The 19,309-nt window shown below is 65.3% G+C and carries 15 protein-coding genes; 4 read left to right on the top strand and 11 right to left on the bottom strand.

Features of this window, described 5'->3' with window-relative positions:
- Window positions 1–14: 14 nt before the first annotated feature.
- From AB7532_RS24305 to AB7532_RS24345, 9 genes are all read right to left on the bottom strand, one after another.
- The gene (locus AB7532_RS24305; protein WP_441237218.1) at window positions 15–1,514 is read right to left on the bottom strand and encodes a pyridoxal phosphate-dependent decarboxylase family protein; all 1,500 of its coding nucleotides are present in this window, start codon (window positions 1,512–1,514) and stop codon (window positions 15–17) included.
- Entirely contained in the window at window positions 1,511–2,764 is a 1,254-nt protein-coding gene (locus tag AB7532_RS24310; RefSeq protein WP_441237219.1) for an ATP-grasp domain-containing protein, read from the bottom strand. Before AB7532_RS24310 ends, AB7532_RS24305 begins: the two co-directional genes overlap by 4 nt.
- Window position 2,765: 1 nt before the next feature.
- Window positions 2,766–4,388, bottom strand: coding sequence for a hypothetical protein (locus tag AB7532_RS24315; protein WP_441237220.1), 1,623 nt, complete (start codon window positions 4,386–4,388; stop codon window positions 2,766–2,768).
- A gap of 10 nt (window positions 4,389–4,398) precedes the next feature.
- Window positions 4,399–5,181, bottom strand: a complete 783-nt coding sequence (locus AB7532_RS24320) for a hypothetical protein (RefSeq protein ID WP_441237221.1) — start codon at window positions 5,179–5,181, stop codon at window positions 4,399–4,401.
- 72 nt (window positions 5,182–5,253) lie between these two features.
- Window positions 5,254–7,137 carry a flagellar protein gene (locus AB7532_RS24325; RefSeq protein ID WP_441237222.1) on the bottom strand — a complete coding sequence of 628 codons (1,884 nt, stop codon included), beginning with the start codon at window positions 7,135–7,137 and terminating at the stop codon, window positions 5,254–5,256.
- A 20-nt stretch (window positions 7,138–7,157) separates the two neighbouring features.
- Window positions 7,158–9,041: a flagellar hook-associated protein FlgK gene (gene flgK / locus AB7532_RS24330; protein ID WP_441237223.1), complete on the bottom strand. Its 1,884-nt coding sequence runs from the start codon at window positions 9,039–9,041 to the stop codon at window positions 7,158–7,160.
- Window positions 9,042–9,077: 36 nt separating this feature from the next.
- Entirely contained in the window at window positions 9,078–11,330 is a 2,253-nt protein-coding gene (locus AB7532_RS24335; protein WP_441237224.1) for a flagellar hook-basal body complex protein, read from the bottom strand.
- Between the two features lie 250 nt (window positions 11,331–11,580).
- A complete protein-coding gene (gene msrB, locus AB7532_RS24340; protein ID WP_441237225.1) occupies window positions 11,581–12,093 on the bottom strand; it encodes a peptide-methionine (R)-S-oxide reductase MsrB in 513 nt (170 codons plus the stop codon).
- A gap of 87 nt (window positions 12,094–12,180) precedes the next feature.
- On the bottom strand, window positions 12,181–13,638 hold the full coding sequence (locus tag AB7532_RS24345) for an NAD(P)/FAD-dependent oxidoreductase (protein WP_441237226.1): 1,458 nt from the start codon (window positions 13,636–13,638) through the stop codon (window positions 12,181–12,183).
- Window positions 13,639–13,834: 196 nt separating this feature from the next.
- On the opposite strand from AB7532_RS24345, the gene AB7532_RS24350 reads away from it, so the two are divergent.
- From AB7532_RS24350 to AB7532_RS24360, 3 genes are all read left to right on the top strand, one after another.
- Window positions 13,835–14,365: a SixA phosphatase family protein gene (locus AB7532_RS24350; protein ID WP_441237227.1), complete on the top strand. Its 531-nt coding sequence runs from the start codon at window positions 13,835–13,837 to the stop codon at window positions 14,363–14,365.
- A gap of 100 nt (window positions 14,366–14,465) precedes the next feature.
- On the top strand, window positions 14,466–14,891 hold the full coding sequence (locus tag AB7532_RS24355; protein ID WP_441237228.1) for a universal stress protein: 426 nt from the start codon (window positions 14,466–14,468) through the stop codon (window positions 14,889–14,891).
- Window positions 14,892–15,003: 112 nt separating this feature from the next.
- Complete coding sequence (locus tag AB7532_RS24360; RefSeq protein WP_441232939.1) at window positions 15,004–15,957, top strand: IS481 family transposase; 954 nt, start codon at window positions 15,004–15,006, stop codon at window positions 15,955–15,957.
- A 906-nt stretch (window positions 15,958–16,863) separates the two neighbouring features.
- Here AB7532_RS24360 and AB7532_RS24365 read toward each other — a convergent pair.
- Window positions 16,864–17,100 (bottom strand): DUF1127 domain-containing protein, encoded by a 237-nt coding sequence (locus tag AB7532_RS24365; protein WP_441237229.1) that lies wholly within the window; start codon window positions 17,098–17,100, stop codon window positions 16,864–16,866.
- Between the two features lie 185 nt (window positions 17,101–17,285).
- On the opposite strand from AB7532_RS24365, the gene AB7532_RS24370 reads away from it, so the two are divergent.
- Complete coding sequence (locus AB7532_RS24370) at window positions 17,286–18,629, top strand: PLP-dependent aminotransferase family protein (RefSeq protein ID WP_441237230.1); 1,344 nt, start codon at window positions 17,286–17,288, stop codon at window positions 18,627–18,629.
- Between the two features lie 74 nt (window positions 18,630–18,703).
- On the opposite strand, the gene AB7532_RS24375 is transcribed toward AB7532_RS24370, so the two are convergent.
- Window positions 18,704–19,303, bottom strand: a complete 600-nt coding sequence (locus tag AB7532_RS24375) for a YdcF family protein (protein WP_441237231.1) — start codon at window positions 19,301–19,303, stop codon at window positions 18,704–18,706.
- Window positions 19,304–19,309 lie beyond the last annotated feature (6 nt).

Consider the following 19,309-nt stretch of genomic DNA (forward strand, 5'->3'; position numbering starts at 1 on the left):
CTTGCGCCTGCTGTTCACTGCGCCGCGATCGGTGGCGCCTCGATCTCGATCAGCCCGCCATGGCTCCGACGCCCCCCGAACTCGAGTACCGCAGCCACGAGCGCGTCGATGTCCGTCTCTTCGGTCCGGTGATTGACGATGGCGGCGCGGATCGCAAACTTGCCGTCCAGTGTCGTGCTCGACGGCGCCGCGATACCGGACTCCTGAACATCGGCGACGATCTCGCGGTTGACCGCATCGTCGGCGCGGTAGCGGAAGCAGACGATGCTGAGGTTGACCGGCGCCAGCAATTCCAGCCGAGGCTCGGCCAGAACGCGCGACTCCAGATATTTTGCGAGCGCGCAGCTTCGCGCGATCACGGTGCCGAGGCGATCGGTGCCGAACGTCTTCAGCGTGAACCAGGTCTTCAGCGCACGGAAGCCGCGCGACAGATCGGGGCCGAGATCGCACGGCCAGACCGCACCCGCCGCGAGCCCCCTCGCCTCGCGACTGAGATATGCGGCCGGTTGCGCGAACGCCTGCCGATGCTGCTCGCCATCACGTACCAGCAGGAAGCCGGCGTCGTAGGGCACCTGCCCCCATTTGTGGAAGTCGAGCGCGATGGAATCGGCGAGCTCGATGCCGCCGAGCAAGGGCGCTAGCTCGGGCGAGAGGATCGCGAGCGCACCGAAGGCGCCGTCGACGTGAAACCAGATTCCTTCTTCGCGGCACAACTCCGCGACCGCCTTGAGATCGTCGATCGCGCCGATGTCGACCGTGCCAGCAGAAGCGACGACGAGGAACGGCTTGAAACCAACTTCGCGATCGATCGCGATCTGGGCCCGCAGCGCTGCGACGTCGATGCGGTGATCGGAATCCATATCGATCTTGCGCAGCGCATCGGTGCCAAATCCCGCAATGTCCATTGCCCGCGATATGCAGCCATGCGCGGCGCGCGACGTGTAGGCCGTGAGCAGCGCGCCGTCATTGCCGACGCCGTGCTGCCGCGCCAGCGTCCCGAGCGCAGCGGTGCGCGCCACCAGCACAGCCATCAGATTGGCCATCGACGTGCCCGTGACGAAGATGCCGCTCGCATTCTCCGGAAACGCGAACAGATCGCGCATCCACGCGACGATTTGGCGCTCGACCTCGATCGGCATGTGGTCGCGTCCGCCGAGATTGGCGTTGAGGCCGGCTGCGAGCATCTCTGCAAGCATCCCGACCGCGGTGCCGCCGCCGTGCACCCAACCCATGAAGCCGGGATGAACGTTGCCGGTCGCGTAGGGCGCGACGTGCTCAGCGAATTCGCGATAGACATCGGCGAGAGCGCTCGCCTCGCGCGGCACGTCGGCTCTCATCGCCGCGCGAGGGCCGTCGGGGATCGGCTGCCACACCGGACGCGCGCGAACATTGGCGATGCCATCGATCGACTCGTCCAGCATGCGATGGGCAAGCGCGCGAAACTCGCTCCAGTCCTGCGGATCGAGCGAGGTGTGCGTGACGGAGCTTTGCGTGTTGCGAATGATCTCGTTCATGCAGCTCTCCCCTCGCCCGCCTTTGCATGTCGCGACAGCATTGCCGTGAACGCGGCAAAGATCTTGCGCATCTGCGGCGGCTTGTAGGGAAACACGGCCGGCGGATCCATGTTGTGCACGACGGCGGTGTTGTCCGCCTCGAACACCAGCAGCTCGCCGTTCTGGTTCTCTGCGCAATCGACGATGAAATAATCAAGACCGACGCGCCGGCTCATCTCGTCGAGCGCATTCTTGTGGCGCGCCGCGAAAGCGTGATCGAAGTCTTGCATGAAGATGGCTTCTTCAGCGCGCTTCTCCTCGCTGAACGCCATGTAAGCGTTGAGATACCAGATGTCCCAGCGGTCGGCGATCGCCATGTGGCAGGCATAAGGTTTGCCGTCGACCATGGTGAGACGATATTTGCGATAGAGCCCGTCGGGGTTTGCATAGTCGACGAAACGCGCGACGAAAAAGTCCTGCTCCTGGCGTTCGGCGAGATAGGCTTTGAGCGCCGCAGCGTCATCGACCTTCGCGAGCCCGACGCCGGCATGCGTGCCGCGAGGCCGCACGATCATCGGAAAGCGCAATTCGCCCGTGATGTCCGCGCAGGCAATCTTGCCTTCGAGAAGCTCCGACAACTGCGCGCGCGTCGCATGGGCGGTCACGGGAATGTCGAGACCGGCGATGCCCGCCAGCAACCGAAACAGCTTGTCGCGATCGAGGTTGCCGATCAGCTCAGGACGATTGAGCAGCGGCCGCGGCCAGCGCGGCGCAGCCTGTTCGATCACGGCGAGCGTCTCGCGACATTCCTCGGAATCGGAGGCGACCACGATGGCGACGTCGTGATCGGGCAATGTCTCGGGCAGACCGACGCCCTTGACCACGTAGAGCGTCAACAGCTCGATGTCGGAGCCTTCGAGCAGGAATTCAATCGGCGTATTGCCGCCCATGTCGATATCGGCCGCGAGCGCGAGCACGCGCAGGCGCGGTTTCGAAACCGCGCACGGTGTGCGAAACAATTGGTGGAAGGACAGCACCTCGGTCTGGATCACGAGGCCGGCCTCTTTTTCACCGAGAAGCTGGGCAATCAACGACAGGTCGAGGCCTTCGCCCGCCTCCGCCGTTCCCTCCGTGATCCGCGCCAGAAGATGCTCGCGCAACGGGTGCAGGTCACCGCCCTCGAAGGCCCGGCGCGTCAATTGCGCAAAGCCGATGCGGTCGGAATAGTTCGGCGTGGTCACGCCATCAGGCGCGGAAACAGGATTCAGCATCTCAAGCCTCGAGCACAAACTGCCCCGGCGCAGCCGTGGCACGGTCAAGCAGCAACTCGATCTTCACCAGGACGTGGGCGATGCGATCAAGGATGTGCTGCACATTACGTTGGGCCTGCGCCGTATCCGGCGACCAGGCTTCGGTCACGAGCCGCGCGCCGACGCAGAGCCGAAGCACGGTCAGTGGCGCCTCATGCTCCCGCTCCAGCCTGACCGGCTGGCCGATCAGGCAGCGCTGTGCGGCAACCTGCCGGTCCGCCGCGCTGCCGCTGATCTCCTCGTTCATGTCGCGCGCCAGCGCTCGATGAACGGCGCCGGTTTCGGCGATCGAGACCGGCTTGCCGTCGCGCAGCAGCATGAACGGAAAGATCGTGGCTTGCGCGAACTCCTCGTCGTCCGCGCAGATCTTCCCGGCTGCATCTGGAATGGCGCGAAGCGACGGCGACAAGGCGATCATGCTGTCGATGCCGGCGGCAAGCTCGGCGAGCGCCCTGGCGCGAAAGGCTCCGGGCACGGCATAGTATCGGCCCATCTCCGCGAGCGCCGCCTCCCATCGCAGCCATTGTCCGAAATTTGGCCGACGCTCGAAGCGCGAGCGCAACGCCGTCCAGGCCATCGGCCAATCGCAGCGGCCGGCATAATCGAAGAATCCCGGCGCGATGCCCTCGATACGGTCGAGCGACCGCGACAGACCTTTCGGCACCAGCAGCGCACCGCTGAAGGCCGGCCCGCCGAAGAACTTCGAGCCGGTCATCAGCACCATGTAGCCGCGATCGAGATAGGCGCGCAGCCGGCGGCGGCCGAGCCGTGCCTGACAGGCATCGACGACCACCTGAACCTTGCGCGGCCAGCGCCGCGCGATCTCATCGAGACAGGCAGCACTCGGCGCGCGCCAGCCGAGCTTTGACGAATCCATGACGTGCAGGAGAACGCATCGGCCTTGCGCGAGGCTGGTCTCGACTGCATGGATTACCGCAGCATCGGCATCGGCGCGCATGGTGATGCCGGATGCGGCATCAAGCAACGGCACCGCGATGCTATCGCCGCCAAGGCCTGCGACCGCGCCGTCCTTGCGGACCGCAAAGCCGCTCGCCGTCATCGTGCTGAAATGGTGTCCGCGCGCGGTATGGACCGTGCCGCTGCCGGTCTGGTCCGCGCCGACCACGATCGTCACCGGAGGCACCCCGAGCACCGCGCGTGCCAGGAACAGCGCATGAAGCTGGGAGTCTGTGCCGGACGGCGAGAACACCACGTCAACCCGCGGCGAGAGCTGGAGATGACCCCGCAGCTCGTCGCGCATGTCTTCGCAGCGCGCATCGAAGGCGATTTCGACCTCATCGAACAGGCATTTGTGCATCAGCTCTTCGCGCGCCAGCGCGGCGCGGTCATAGGCCGCTTGCGAGATCGTCGACGCCGTCGAGGAAGCGAAATTCCAGATCTCCGGCTCCGGCGAGGCCGCACAGCCATAGGCGTTGACGCGATCCCTGGGGTCGAGCGCCAGCCGCGGATCGCCGCCGGAGACGAGCAGCGTGTCCAGCGGCGTGAAGAGATCGCGCAGGCGGTAGCGCGAGCCGCCTTCGATCGTGCGCTCGGGGTCTGGCAGACGGGATGCGCCGGTGCTCATCCCGGAACGCTCACGCCGCGTCGGCGGCCGCCGCGGGCGCGGCTGCGAATTGCGAAGCGATGTCACCATGGAACACCGACGGCCCGACATGATCGAGCGAGCTCTGGATGTCGGCCCAGATCTCGCCGCCGATGTCGGTCCAGCGCTTGCAGAAGGCGAAGTCCTCGGACAGATATGTTCCGGTCGCCGGATCGATCATGCATTCGAACAGCGCGAACCGGTTCGGGCTCGCCGCCAGCGTGTCGTGCGAATGCTCGCGGAAGAATTGCAAATTGGCGTAGTCCGGATGGCGGCACATCGCCTCCAGCACCTGGCGGCGGATCATCAGGAAGCCGGTGCCGGCGTAGCGCACGCGGGTAAAGCCGTTGACCACCACGATGCGGTCGGGGTCCTCGATCTCGAGCACGTAGTCGAGCGAGGCCGCCGGCACATCGGTCCGCCCGGACTCGATCGCCCGCTTCGCCTTGTCCCAATTGACCCGCTTGATCGGATAGCAGCCGGCGACGACATCCGCACCGCACTCGATCAGGCGGAACACCTGCTCCGGCTTGAAGCCGATGTCGGCGTCGATGAACAGGAAGTGGGTCGCGTTTGGATCGTCCAGGAACATCGCGGCCAGATTGGCCCGCGCCCGCGTGATCAGCGCGTCACCGTCGCGCAAGAGCACCTTGAGCTCGAGATTGGACATGCCGTGCACGGCACGCTGGAGCGCGAAGATCGAGCTCGCGTAAATGCTCGACACCTGCCCGCCGAAGCACGGCGTGGCCACCACCAGTTGCATCTTGTCCGACATTGACGGCTCCGCCCCCGCTCAAAACCTCACCAAGAGGTAAAGAGGCATGGTTAACGGCGCCTTAATGCGCGCCTACAGGAACTTGACGAGCGAGAGCTGCGACAGGTTCGAGGTAACCTGGTAGGAGGCCTGGAGCGCGTTCTGGAGCGACAGGATCTCGCTGGCCACCTGGTCGGGCGAGGCCGATTCCGCCTGGTCGATGATGGACTGGAGCTGGGCCTTGGCCTGGGTCTGGCGCGTGCTCGCGTCCTTCATCGTGTTCTGGGACATCGCCAGATCGGTCTGGATGTCCTCGATCTTCTGTTGGCCCGGCTGCGACGTCAGCGCCTGGGTCGTGCGCAGGCTCAGCGCCGTCACCTGCCCGCCGGAATATTGGCTGGTCGGCGACGTCGAGAACGTTCCGAACACTGCGATCGCCTGCAACTGCTTGCGGATCGCGTCCTCGTTGGCCTGCGCGCCATATTGCACCGTGACAGAATCGTCGACCCGCGCCACCGCGGTGGAGCGCGGCGAGCCGGGCCCGTCATTGCCGGTGTACCATTTCACGGTGTTGGCCGAGCCGTTGACGAGCGACGTCGCCGAACTCGCCGGCGAAGAGCCGACGCGCAGCGGCGGCTGCGTCGCGGTGACCGGCGTCGCGCTGAAGCCGAGCGCGCTCAGCGCGCCCGTATTCGAGGTGGTGATGTTGAGGCTCGCCGCATCGTCGGTGTTGATCGTGATCGAGCCGCCGTGGATCGTCGAGGGCTTCGACGTGCCCGTGATCGCGTCGATCTTGCTCATCAGCGTCTGGATGCTGTCACCGACATTGAGCTGGTTGCCGGTCGCGCCCGAGGCGACGAAGGTCAGCGTGGTCCCGTTCACGGTGATGCTGTCGCCGGCGACGAAGCCGGGCGAGATCGAATCCGAGGGGCTCGCGCCGGCCAGCGTGGTCGCTCCGGTAATCGGAGCCGGCGTCGTCGCCTGGTTGTTGACGGGCGTGCCGATCGCCGAACTCGCGGTGTTGAAGAAGTTGTCGCCGGCCGTGATCGCGGATGCCGCCACCAGCGAGGTGTTGGCGAGCTTGGTGATCGCGGTGTTCAGCGCCGTGTTGAGGTTCGCTGCGGTGTTGTCCGGGTTGACCGGGACGCTCGCGTCGATCGCGAAACTGCCGAGCGGCGTCGGTGTGGCCGAGGATGCCGTCAGGTCGATTTGCTCGGTCGTGCCGTCCGGCAGCGTGAACTGAATGCTCAGCTTGTCGCCATTGCTCGGATTGGTGCCGTTGAGATCGACCGAGAACGACACCGGCGAGCCGCTCGGGCCGGTGACGGTCGCGCCCGTCAGCGTCGAGGACACCGCCGCGATCTTGAGCCCGAATGGCGATCCCGCGACGTCCTCGGACACCTGCACCGAGCTCGGCGTCGGCTGCGTCTGCACCAGCCGGCCCATGCCGTTGGCGCCGAGGTCGGCGGCCTGGCGCTCCGCCATGACGGTCTTGAAGCCCGCCTGTGTGGTGGTGCCGTTGATGATGTCGCCCGCATTGGCGACCGGCTGCGTGTTGAACGCCGTCCCGGAGAACAGATAGCGGTTGCCCGCCTGCGTGTTGAGAACGCCGACCATCGAGCCGAACTGCGCGGCCGCCGTGTTCTGCGCGACGGTCTGGCCGTTGACGTTGAGATTCTGCGCAGTGCTGGCGGAACCGGTCTGCGTGGTGTTGCGGATCGTCGTCAGCGACTGCAGCGCGGTGTTGGCGAGGTTGATGTTGACGTTCACGTTCGTGATCGTGTCGCCATAGGCGGCGATGTTGGAGAGCTGCGAGCGCCCGGCGATCGCAAAACCCTCGTTGGTGCCCATGCCCGAATAGGTCTGCGACAGCTTGCCGGTCGAGAGCTGCGTCGACAGGTCGGTGAGCTGCTGGTTGATGTTGCGGATCTGCGCGCCGAGAACCGACGAAGAGTAGTTGATGCTGCTGATCGACATCTTTCAGAGCCCTGTACTGGTTACACTTGAGCCTGGATCAAGGTGTTCATCATGCTCTGCACCACCGACATGACGTGGGCGTTGGCGGCATAGGCATTCTGAAGCTGGATCAGGTTCGACATCTCGGAATCGAGGTTGACGCTGGAGGTCGAGTTGAACTTCGCCTGGAGCGTCGAGACCACGACGCTCTGGCCCTGCTGAAGCTGGGTCGCCTGCGTCGCGGCATTGCTCTGGACGCTGAGGAACTGCTGGAGGTAGTTCGAGATGCTGCCGGTGAACGGCTGGCTCGACGAGCCGAGTCCGGTCTGCGGCGAGTAGGAATACACCGCCGTCGTGAGCTGCGAATAGAGATAGTCCGAGCGCGTGGTGTCGCCCGCGGGCGTCACCGGCGAGGTGTTGTAGACCGACAGCTTGCTCGGATCGGTGACCAGCTGGGTGTTCACGGCAATGCGCCCCGCAAGGCCGGTCATCTGCGAGCCCGATGCCGTGATGGCGCCGGTGTAGAGCGCCTGCCCGCCGTCGGTGAACAGCGGCAGTTGCGGATTGCCGGAGGCCAGCGACGAGATCGTCGTGGTGGTCGAGGACGAATTGACCTTGGCAAGGCCGGTGTTGTCGTCGGTGACCCGCAGCGTCGTCGCCGTCGCCGGCGAGGGCGCCGCGGAGAATGTCAGATGCGAGCCCGACAGCGCGGTGTTGAGCGCGGAGGCGATCGCACCCATGCCGCCGGAAAAGTTCACGCCGATCTTCATCGGGTTGGCGCCGGTGGCGTTCTGGAGCGGCAGCGCGGCCGGATCGGTCACGTTGACCAGCGTGACCTGGCGCTGGGTGTTGGTGGCCGTGTCCGTATAGGTGATGTTGACGGTGTTGCCCGGTTGCGCGCCGGCAAGGTCGAGGTTGAAACCGGCCGGCGGGCCGGAGACCGTGCTGCCGGCCGTGGTCTTGTCCGAGAGCGCGCTCGACATCGCGGCGGCAAGCTGGTCGATCTGGTTCTGCGCCTGCACCAGCGTCTGGTCGCGCAGCTTCAGATCGGCCGCGATCTGGCCGGAAGAGACCACGTTGTTGGCGACGACGTCGACCTGCGAGCCGTTCGGCAGCGTGATGTTGAACGCGCCGACGCCGGACTTCGCCGGATCGAGATTGTATTGCGAGGTCGCCGACAGCGCACCGGCCGACGAGAACGAGAATTGCGAGGCCAGCCCCGCGCCGACCAGCTGGATGCCGGTGGTGGTGTAGATGTTGGCCTGGTTCGAGCTGTCGGTGGTGACGCGGACGTCGACATATTTCGACAGCGTGTTGATGGCCTGGTCGCGCTGGTCCATCAGCGTCGCGGCCGAGGGGTCGTTGGCCGACAGGCCCTGGAGCTTGGTGTTGATGTCGGCGACCTGCTTCATGGCGGCGTTGGCCGCCTGCGCCGAATTGCCGAGATCCTGCTCGACGTTGGAGCGCAGCGACTGGATGCCCTTGGTGGTCTGGTTGAGCTGCTGCGCCAGCGCCTGCGCCGCGCCGAGGGCAACCGTCTGCGCCGACGACGAGCCTGCGCTGGTCGACAGCGCCTGGAGCGCGGTGGTGAAATTGTTCAGCGCGGTTTCGAGCGTGCCGTCATTGCCGGGCGTGCCATAGACATTCTGAAGCTGCTTCAGGATGTTGGCCATCTGGTCGGCGTAACCGCTGCCGCCGGTCTCGGTGCGGAGCTGGTTCAGCACATACGTGTCGAGCTCCCGGCTGACGCCGGTCGTCATCGCCGTCGAGCCGAAGTCGCCGGTGGAGACCTCGATCTGGTTTGGCGTCTGGACGACGTAACCCGGCGTCTGCGAATTCGCGACGTTGGAGGAGACGATCGACAGCGCAGCCTGGTTGGCACGCAGACCGCTCATCGCACTGGCAAGGGCTGAACTCAAACCCATGTGTACTTACCGCCTTTGGGTTACGTTACGCGCCACTCAGCGCAACACGTTCAGGAGGTCCTGCACCATCGAATTCGCCGTCGTGATCACCTTGGTGTTGGCCGAATAGGCCTGCTGGGTCACGATCAGCTTGGTGAATTCGTCGGCGATGTCGGTGTTCGAGCCTTCCAGCGACGAGCCGCTGATGCTGCCCGAAGCGCCGTCGATCGCGGCGCCCGACTGCTCGGTCGCGGCGTAAGCACCGCCGTCCATCGCCTTCAGGTAGTTGGTGCCGTTGAAGTGCGACAGCGTCACCTGGGCGAGGTTGAGGTTCTGGCCGTTGGAGAAGGTGCCGACCACGAGGCCGCTGTTGTTGACGGAGACGGAGCGGAGCTGACCGGCGGCGTAGCCGTTCTGCGTGATGGTGTTGATGGTCACCGCGCCGCTGGTGCTCGCATATTGCGTCAACCCGCCCGAGGAGATGTTGAAAGCCACCGAGCCGAGCGACTGACCGCTGACGCTGACGTTGTTGATGGTGATGCCCGAACCGCTCGGCGAGGTCAGCGAGCCGTCGGTGCCGAAGGTGAAGGCCTGTCCGGTGTTGACCCAGGCCACGTCGGTGCCGGTTGCGTCCGGGTCGGTCTGGTAAAACAGATTCCAGGTGTCGGCATGACCCGCGCCCAGCGAGGCACTGTCCGTCTTGGCCCAGCGCAATTGCAGGTTCACCGGCGTGCCGGCCGCGTTGTAGGCGGTGACTGCGCCGCCGCTGATCGATTCCTTGGTGAAGGTCGAGACGTCGTTGCCGATCACGCCACCGGTGCCGGCGGTGCCGCCGCCATTGCGGTTCTTGGTGATGGTCGAGGTGAAACCGAGCGCGGCGAAGGCGGCGCTGTTGGAGCTCGACACCGACAGATTGGCCGCCGTGCCGGTGTTCAGCGTGATCACGCCGCCGCTGCTGACGGCCGAGCCCGAAGCGCCGGCGAGCGCATCGATCTTGCCGAGCAGGGTCGTGATGTTGTCGGTGATGTTGATCTGGTTGTTGCCGGAGGCACCCGAGGCCATGAAGGTCAGCGTCTGGCCGTCGACGGTGATGGTGTCACCGGCGGCGAAGCCCGACGAGAGCACCTGAGCGCCGCCGGCCGACGCGGCGCCGCTCAGCACGGTCGCGCCGGAGATCGCGGGCGAGGACAGCACGTTGCCGCCGCGCGTCACGCTGGTGATGCCGAGGGCCGTCGCGACCGTGCCGCTTCCGACCGCCACGTCAGTGCCGGTGCCGCTCGAGATCTGGATGTTGCCGCTCGCACTCAGCGACGCCGTGACGCCGGCGCCGCCGGCGGTCTGGATCGCGTTCAGGATGCTGGACACCGTGGCCGTCGTACCGGCACCGAGGCCGATTGTCGTGTTGCTGCCGCTGGGCGTGACGGTCGTGCTGGAGTCGAAAGTGATCGTGTGGCCGTTGATCGTCAGCGTCTGGCCGCTCAGCGCGGTGAGAATGCTGGAGGCGAGATGGGTGCCGACGGTGTTGTCGAGCGACGTCGTGGTCGAGGCCACGGCCGAGGAGTTGTTCTGGAGTGCAACCGTGCCCGTCCCCGTCGTCGACGAATAGGCGGAGCGGATGTTGCCTGTGGCGGCCGCACCGGACGCCGTCGCGTTGGTGTACGGCGCGGGCGGCGTGCCCACCGGCAGCGGGTTGGCCGCGAAATCGGACGGGTTCAGGCCACCTTCCGCCAGCAGCGTGCCGCTCGCCGCCGTCGTGCTCGCCGAGGTGTTCGGCTGGGTCGGCAGGTTCGCCGCGTACTGGATCGAGGTCGTCGCCTGCGCCGGGATGAAATTGTTCTGGAACTGCAGCACCGTCGACACGCTGCCGGTCGGGTTGCCGGTCTTGGAGTCGACCGCGACGCCCATCAGGTAATAGCCGGCGCCGTTGACCAGATTGCCGTTGGCATTGAGCTGGAAGTCGCCGCGGCGGGTGTAATAGGTGACGCCGCTGAACACCGGCACGTTATCCACGGTGCCGGTCGCCTTCTGGATCGAGAAGAAGCCGTCGCCGGTGATCGCCATGTTGGTGGCGACGCTGGAACCCGAAATCGTGCCCTGCGTGGTGATGGTCGCCTTCGCGTTGGCGGTGACGCCGCCTGCGACCTGCTTGCTCGGCGTGGAGGAGTCGGGGATCAGATCGACGAAGCTGGTGCCGATGCCCTTGTAACCGGTGGTGGATGAGTTCGCGATGTTGCCGGAAATGTTCTGCAGCGCGTAGGACTGCGCCTGCAGGCCACCCACCGAGGTGTTCATTGCATCGAAGATACCCATAACTTTGTCTCCAGATCCGATCTCGGCGGCCGGTCGACCATGGCCGCAGTCGGAAGAGACAGTCGCAAGGGCCATGCCAATGCGGGTCTTCTCAGGAAATCAATGACTTAAATAGACATGCCCAGGTCGGATGACCGGGGCACAATTGCCGGGCCGGCAACAATTGCCGGGGAGAGAGGGCGTTTTCAAGCGAAGTGGCTACCGGTTCGCGTGAAGAAAACGCGTCAAACAAAACGCGCCAAATAAAGCCCTACGTGGCCGACGCCGCCGCGGGGTGGAACACCAGCCCGAAACCGTCGATGCAGTAGCGCAATCCGGTCGGCTTCGGGCCGTCGTCGAAGACGTGGCCGAGATGGCCGCCGCAGCGCCGGCAATGCACTTCGGTGCGGAGCATGCCGTAGGTGCGGTCCTCGGTCTTGCCGACATTGCCCTCGATCGGCTGATAGAAGCTCGGCCATCCCGTACCGCTCTCGAACTTGGTGTCGGAGGCAAACAGCGGCAGGTCGCAGCCGGCGCAGGCGAACACGCCCTTGCGATGCTCCTTGAGCAGGGGGCTGGAGCCCGGCCGCTCGGTGCCCTCCTTGCGGAGGATGTCATACTGCTGGGGCGTGAGCTGGGCGCGCCACTCGGCGTCCGTCTTCTCGATCTCGAATTTTTTCGCGGCCTTCTCTCCAGCCTCGGCCGGCGTTCCCCTCAGCCAGCGGAAGGCCGAAAGGCCGAACAGGCCGGCGACAGTGGTCAACAGGATGCGGCGGTCAAACATCTCATTCTCCGTGCGCGGGACGTCCACGCTCTGAGATACGGGCTCTAACGGCCGACGTTACACTTCCGGGCGAAATTTTTCGCAGGATTATTGCGCAACACCCGCGTCCTGCGAGGCCGGTTCCGCGGTTTCGGCGGCGGGTTTCGGCGGCGGAGCCGGCCGCGGCCGGACGCCGGGCGGTGGCCGGCGCGGACCGGTGCCGGCGGCCCGGTTGGCTTCGGCCAGGCGCGCCTCGCGTTCCCTGTCCTTGACCCGGGCACGCTCACGGTAGCGGGCAAGCGAGCCCGCGGCGGCGGAACTCGCCCTGCCCCACACGCCCACCAACTGGCCTGCGACCCGCCCCGTGGCGCCCCCTGCCCAGACCAGCTCGAACGGCGAGAACAGGCGCCAGCGCTCGTCGCCCCACAGGATGCTGCGTGCGATCAGCTGCCCGGCCATGGCCGATGTGTTCATGCCCTGGCGGCCAAACCCGCTCGCGACCCAGAGGCCTTTGCGCAGCTGTCCGATCTGCGGCATGCCGTGCACGGTCTGGCCGGTGGCGCCGCCGAACGTGTCGGTGACCTCGACATTGCCGAGCTGAGGGAAGATCGCTTTGATCCGCCGCCTGACGCCGCCTGCAAAGCGTTGCGGACGTGCGGCCCAGGTGGTCTCGGGGCTCTCCCACATCAACCGGTCGCCGTCGACGATGCGAAAATGGTCGACGCCGTCGGAGTCCATCACCGATCCCTTGAAGGCGATGATCTCGTGCACGCGCTCGCCGAGCGGCGCGGTAATGCCGGCATAGCGCCAGACCGGGAGCAGCGTTTCCGACAAGCGCTTCAACGGCGCACCGAGATGGATGTTGCCGGCGAGCACGATATGGGTCGCGCGCAGCCGCGCCGACGGCGTGACGATGCGCTTGCGGATGCCGGAATGATCGATGCTGACCACCGGCGTATCCTCGAAGATACGGGCGCCTGCGCGCCGCGCCAGCGCCGCAAGGCCGTGCACATATTTGCGGCCGTCGACCTGAAACGCCCGCGGGTAATAGACGCCGTGGAAGTAGCGATCGGTCTTGAGCGCCTCGCGGACGCGATCGACCTGCCAGCCCTGGACCTCGGTGTCGAAATCCTCGTTGAGCATCTGCAACCGGCTGATCAACCGGTCGCCGGCATCGACGTTGGAGACTTCGAGCACGCCGTCGCTCGGGCCGATCCCCGGCATGTTCTCCTCGGTGGCGTTGGCCCGGACGAACTCGGCACCCTCCCGCGACAGCGTCCACAATTCGCGCGCGTCCTCGAAGCCGATTCGCTCGATCAACTCGGTGAGCGGCAGCGCAAAGCCCGGCATCACGGTGCCGAGCTGGTTGCCGGAGGCGTTCCAGCCGATATGGCGGCCCTCGAGCACCGCGACGCTGGCCCCGAGCCGGGCCGCCTCCAGCGCGATGGAGAGCCCGGCAAGCCCTGCCCCGATCACGCAGATGTCGGCGTCGAGGTCGAATGACAGGCGCGCCCGCTCGCGAAAGCCGGCTTCTTCCTGAGACACGCTTGTGAAAGTCTCGCTCATATCGTTTTCTTAGAGCATGATCCGGAAAAGTGTGCAGCGGTTTTCCGAAAAGATCATGCTCAAAACGAAAAACTTAAAGCGCGATCAGGATTTGTCCCAATCTCACCGCGCTTTGAAGGACTGTGCGGGCGCTTGTCACCTTGTGCTCAGCCGGCGCCTGTAGATTATCCTGGATGTGGAACGATTCGAGAATGCCATGCGCCGTTTGATGCTGCTGCGTCACGCCAAGACCGAGACGGACGCGCCGAGCGGCCGCGACCAGGATCGCCGCCTCGACGACCGCGGTCGCAAGGACGCCGCTGAGATCGGGGACTGGATGGCCACCCACCCGCCCTTCCCCGAGACCGTGCTGGTGTCGCATGCCGTCCGGGCGCGTCAGACCTGGGACATGGCGTGGGAGACGATGAAGGACCGCGTCCCGGCGCCACAGGTCGAAATCCTGCCGGAACTCTACGGCGCCGATCCCGGGCAGATCCTGGACTCCATTCGCACTGCAACCGCCCCGGCCGACCCCAAGCAATTGCTGCTGGTCGCCCACAATCCCGGCATGCACGAGGCCGCCTTGATGCTGATGGGCGGCGGCGATCCGGCCGGTGCCAAGGCGCTGGCCGACAACCTGCCCACCGCGGGGCTTGCGATCTTCGACTTTGACGTCAAGGATTGGGGTGACGTGGCCTACCGCCGCGGCAAACTGGTGCTGTTCGTCAGCCCAAAGTTGCTTCGGTAGCGAAAGGCTGCTTCGATCGGGTTGAGACGCGCGGGCGCCGTCTCGGCCGGTCGATCCAGCCTGGTCACAAGACTTCCTGACGGGAAGACTGGAGGCGCAGATGTTCAAGTCCATCCTCGTGCCCATCGACCTCGCCGACACCGATTTGGCAAAGCCGGCGATCGCGACCGCGGCAACGTTGTCGCAGACCTGGAGCGGCTCCGTGCGCCTGCTCAACGTGCTGCCGATGACACCGGTGATGCTGGCCGAATACGTGCCGGCCGATTTCGACGAACAACAGCGGCAGACCTCGGAGGAAGCCCTCGCCATCGTCGCCCGCGAATCCGGCATCGAGGCACCACGCATCTCCAGCGTGGTGCGTCAGGGCGGCATCTATCACGAGATCCTGGAGGAAGCCGTCCACATGAAGGCGGAGTTGATCGTGATGACCTCGCATCGGCCTGCGATGCGCACCTATTTCCTCGGCTCCAATGCCGGGCATGTCGTGCGCTATGCCAAGTGCTCGGTGCTGGTGGTCAGGCACTGAGGCGCGCCCCGTTTGAAGGGTGGGTTAGCTTTGGTCTCTCAGGAGGTTGTCCATCTGGTCTGAACCGAGGAAGCTGAGGTTGCGAAGCTTCAGTATTCCAAGGAAAGACCAGATGAACGTCCACAAGAATGCGCCTTTGACGCCCAAAGGTCGAGAGGCGATGGTGCGCAGCGTCGTCGAGGGCGGGCTGAGCCCAGCCGACGCGGCCCACCAGTTCAACACGACAGCGAAGACCGTTGCCAAATGGGTCAAGCGGTTCCGCGCGGAGGGTGTCGAAGGGTTGCGGGATCGCTCCTCGAGGCCTCTTTCATCGCCAAGCCAAACCCCGCCAGCCACGCGCGCCGCCGTCGAGACGTTGCGCCGGCAGCGCCACACCGGCAAGCAGATCGCAGCCGAGGTTAAGGTGTCGCCGGCCACTGTCAGCCGCATCCTTCGTCACTTGGGATTAAGCCGGATACGCGATCTGGAGCCCGCCGAACCGGTGCGCAGGTACGAACGCGAGCAGCCCGGCGAACTCATCCATATCGACATCAAGAAGCTCGGCAGGTTCGTCAGACCAGGCCACCGCATCACACACGATCGCCAGATGGGCGAAAGCCGTGGCGCCGGCCACGAGTTCGTCCACGTTGCCATCGACGATGCATCGCGCCTGGCCTTCTCCCAGATCCGGCAAGATCAAAAAAAGGAGAGCGCCATCGCCTTCCTCAAGGAGGCCGTCACCTACTACCGCAGCCTCGGCATGAAGGTCACCGGCATCATGACCGACAACGGCTCCTGCTACCGCGCCAAGGCCTTTGCCAGAGCGTGCAGCAAGCTCGGCCTCAAGCACATCTTCACCAGGCCCTACAGACCGCAAACAAACGGCAAGGCCGAGCGCTTCATCCAGACAGTGCTCCGTGAGTGGGCTTATGCTCGGGCCTACGACACCTCAGATCAGCGCGCCAAAAACCTGCCAATCTGGCTTCATCACTACAACTGGCATCGCCCGCACGGCAGTCTGCAAGCCAAACCACCCATCAGCCGCCTCGGCCTACCGATGGACGACCTCCTGAGATTCCACAGTTAGCCGAAGGCGTAACCCACCACTGTCTCTGTCCGCGGAAGCAGAAGCGGTGGATGACGCCTTCGGCTAATCCACCCTACGCATCTACAAGACCGTGCGTTGCCCGTCGGGCAAAACACCCGACTTGCGGGTCAATCCACGCCGCCAAAAATATTCCACTTTACCGAAATTCGGAAACGGCGTATCCATCGCCGCAACCCGGCCCAAGGAAGAGGGGCGGATCGCGATCGTCACGAACGCGGGCCGGGCGGCGGTGGACGCAGGCCACATCGGCGCGAAGGGTCTTGCAGGGCAGGCAACTGTGAGCAAAGCCCCCGCGCACACGACCGGTGTGATCGGCGTACGGCAAAATCGTGTGGTCCTGGCGCCCGGGGTCTGTGCGCCAAGTCTTGCGGTGACGTGGCGGCCCAACCGGGTCCGCGCGTCAGCAAGCCGCGAGGCGACGGGGGCAATAGTGCATCGCTCCCCGGGGAGAGCGCGACATAAGCTGTAAAACCACCGCGCAGGGAAGGCCGGATGTCCTGGCTACACCTGTATGCCGCTGTGCAGATTTCTGACTGCTACTTTCGCACAGTGGACCGTGGGTGCCCGGCCGGCACCCGGTCTTCCCTGCGCCCTCTTTCAATTGGGGGGGAAGCGACCAGGCAAAGCTCGGGCGAAACAGGCCGCGAGGATGCGAAAGTGTGTCTGCAATGAAGGTGCGACTGATGAAACGACCGTGTCGCCCCACACTCCGTCATTGCGAGCGCAGCGAAGCAATCCAGAATCCCTCCGCGGAAAGACTCTGGATTGCTTCGCTGCGCTCGCAATGACGATGCGGAAATGGTCGTGCGCGAAAACTCGGATCTCAAGCCCCGGACACAACGCAGCAACGCTTGCGCGTTGCAGCGCGTCCGGGACGCGAGATGCTTACAGATACCGCGTCAGCTCGGCCTTGAACTGGCCGTACACCGCGTCCTCGATCTGGCTGCGATTGATCCCGATGTCGCGCAGGGCGCGGTCGTCGAGCTCGTTCAGCGTCTTGATGGCGGTGCGGCGCTCCAGGCGGTCGAACAGCGCCGTGGCGGCGTTGGCGAGCGTGTTGAAAAATCCGCTCGACGATGATGGGCGTAAACTCCGCCCGGCAGTTTGCGAGATCGTGGTCATTTTTCTTCTCCGGCCTGATGTCCGCGCGGCGAAGCAGGTGCCGTTGGCGCGGACGCACTCGGCGTCTGCACCTCATTTGCCGTCGGATTGCTCTCGCTCACCTCGGCTCAATCGCGGAACTTGATGGAACTTAAATGCTCCAGTACACTACTCGGAGCAAGTAAAACATTGCTCTCGGTGCAATAATGTCCAAGTTCGAATACGTGAAGCTTGCCGATGCCATTGCGGCCGATATCACTAAAGGCACGTTAAGGCCCGGCGACCGGCTGCCCCCGCAGCGCAATTTTGCCTATGACCGTGGCATTGCGGTCTCGACCGCCAGCCGTGTTTATACGGAATTGCTCCGCCGCGGCCTCGTCGTCGGTGAGGTCGGCCGCGGCACGTTCATCTCCGGCGACATCCGGCGCGAGGTCGAGGCGTTGAGCGAGCCGCGCGATGCGCGGATCGATTTCGAGGTCAATTATCCGTTATTGCCGCAGCAATGGGCGATGATCGCCAAGAGCCTCGCGGGGCTGGAGCGCGTCGACGCACTCGAATCTGCGCTGCGCGTCTCGACCAGCACCGGCACCAAGAGCGCGCGCAACGCCGCCGCCGCGTATCTCGCGCGCAAGGATTTCACGCCGCAGGCCGAGCAGATCGTCTTCACCGCCAACGGCAAGCAATCGCTCGCGGCCGCGCTCGCCGCCCTCGTTCCCACCGGCGGCCGCTGCGGCGTCGAGGCGCTGACCTACCCTTACGTCAAGAGCATCGCGGCGCGGTTGGGCGTGACGCTGGTCCCGATTCCGATGGACGAATTCGGCGCGCGTCCCGACGCGATCCAGAAAGCGCATCGCGAGGCGCATCTGTCGGCGCTGTACCTCCAGCCCATCATCCAGAACCCGCTCGGCGTCACCATGAACGCGACGCGGCGCGCCGACATCATGCGCGTCGCCGAAAAGCTCGACCTCACCATCATCGAGGACGCCGTCTACGGCTTCCTCGCCGACGACACGCCGCTGGCCGCCCTCGGGCCGGACCGCTGCATCGTGATCGACAGCCTGTCCAAGAAGGTCGCGCCCGGACTCGCACTCGGCATTCTCGTGACACCGCCGCATCTGCGCGAGAGCATGATGAGCGCGGTCCGCACCGGCGGCTGGATCGCCTCGGGCCACGCGCTCGCTTCCGGGCAGCGGCTGATGGCCGACGGCACCGTCGCCGAGCTGACGCGACTGAAACGCATCGACGCCGCGCGCCGTCAGCAGACCGCGGCAAGGCTGCTCAATGGCTACCAGATCGCCGCGGACACGCGCGCCTATCATCTCTGGCTGACGCTGCCGCCACACTGGCGCTCGCAGACCTTCGTGGCGGCCGCAGCGCGGCGCGGCATCGCGCTGACACCGTCCTCGACATTCGCCATCGCGCATGGGCACGCGCCGAATGCGGTGCGGCTCGCGCTCGCCCCGCCTTCCCTGGAGCAGCTCGATTCCGGCCTGCGCACGCTGGTCTCGCTGCTCGGCACCAAGGAAGAGGATTTTGACTCGACGGAATAGCCGGAGTGTTTTCGAGCGAAGTGGATACCGGTTCGCGTGAAGAAAACGCGCCAAACAAAAAACGCGGAGCTTTCTCAGGCCTCCGGCCATTCCGCGATGAAACCCTTCGCCTTGTACGGTTCGATCTTGTCCCACTCGTGCAGGACACGACGACAGAATTCCGCATCGGTGTGCCAGAGTGCGCGCGATGTCGCAAAGCTATCGACGGTGAGCAGCATCTTCTCGACCTCGGGCCAGTGCCGGTGCAGCGTCATGGGGTAGCGGCGCGCCGTCCATGTGTTGCCGAGGCAGATCACGCTGCAAGTATTCTTCAGCCCAAGCGCAGCATCGATGATCGGCAGCGAGAAGATCACGTTTTCGCCGGTGTTCATCGCGCGGTGTTCTTCGAGGATCCGATCCGCCGGAATGCCCGCAGCGACCATCGCGGCCTTGATGATGGTGCACTCGGATTGCTCCGAGCCCGGCGTCACGCCGCCGCTGACAATCGCCCGGCGGAACAGACCCTCGCGCCAGAGCCGCGCCGCGGTGTCGGCGCGCAGCGCAACGTCCTCGCGGGTGCCGAACAGGAACAACAGGTCGGCCGGCCGGAGCGGCGTATCGATCAGATGCGTGCGGTTGATCTCGGCGATCTCGTCCGCGGTCGGCAGACGGCTATTGCGATCCATGGCTGACATCGCGGC

The sequence above is a fragment of the Bradyrhizobium sp. 930_D9_N1_4 genome (assembly GCF_052076015.1).
GTDB lineage: Bacteria > Pseudomonadota > Alphaproteobacteria > Rhizobiales > Xanthobacteraceae > Bradyrhizobium.

Bases quoted from the DNA above. Each gene is read 5' to 3' on its own strand.
- AB7532_RS24305 (WP_441237218.1), bottom strand. From the start codon at position 1,514: ATGAACGAGATCATTCGCAACACGCAAAGCTCCGTCACGCACACCTCG.
- AB7532_RS24310 (WP_441237219.1), bottom strand. From the start codon at position 2,764: ATGCTGAATCCTGTTTCCGCGCCTGATGGCGTGACCACGCCGAACTAT.
- AB7532_RS24315 (WP_441237220.1), bottom strand. From the start codon at position 4,388: ATGAGCACCGGCGCATCCCGTCTGCCAGACCCCGAGCGCACGATCGAA.
- AB7532_RS24320 (WP_441237221.1), bottom strand. From the start codon at position 5,181: ATGTCGGACAAGATGCAACTGGTGGTGGCCACGCCGTGCTTCGGCGGG.
- AB7532_RS24325 (WP_441237222.1), bottom strand. From the start codon at position 7,137: ATGTCGATCAGCAGCATCAACTACTCTTCGTCGGTTCTCGGCGCGCAG.
- flgK (WP_441237223.1), bottom strand. From the start codon at position 9,041: ATGGGTTTGAGTTCAGCCCTTGCCAGTGCGATGAGCGGTCTGCGTGCC.
- AB7532_RS24335 (WP_441237224.1), bottom strand. From the start codon at position 11,330: ATGGGTATCTTCGATGCAATGAACACCTCGGTGGGTGGCCTGCAGGCG.
- msrB (WP_441237225.1), bottom strand. From the start codon at position 12,093: ATGTTTGACCGCCGCATCCTGTTGACCACTGTCGCCGGCCTGTTCGGC.
- AB7532_RS24345 (WP_441237226.1), bottom strand. From the start codon at position 13,638: ATGAGCGAGACTTTCACAAGCGTGTCTCAGGAAGAAGCCGGCTTTCGC.
- AB7532_RS24350 (WP_441237227.1), top strand. From the start codon at position 13,835: ATGCGCCGTTTGATGCTGCTGCGTCACGCCAAGACCGAGACGGACGCG.
- AB7532_RS24355 (WP_441237228.1), top strand. From the start codon at position 14,466: ATGTTCAAGTCCATCCTCGTGCCCATCGACCTCGCCGACACCGATTTG.
- AB7532_RS24360 (WP_441232939.1), top strand. From the start codon at position 15,004: ATGAACGTCCACAAGAATGCGCCTTTGACGCCCAAAGGTCGAGAGGCG.
- AB7532_RS24365 (WP_441237229.1), bottom strand. From the start codon at position 17,100: ATGACCACGATCTCGCAAACTGCCGGGCGGAGTTTACGCCCATCATCG.
- AB7532_RS24370 (WP_441237230.1), top strand. From the start codon at position 17,286: ATGTCCAAGTTCGAATACGTGAAGCTTGCCGATGCCATTGCGGCCGAT.
- AB7532_RS24375 (WP_441237231.1), bottom strand. From the start codon at position 19,303: ATGTCAGCCATGGATCGCAATAGCCGTCTGCCGACCGCGGACGAGATC.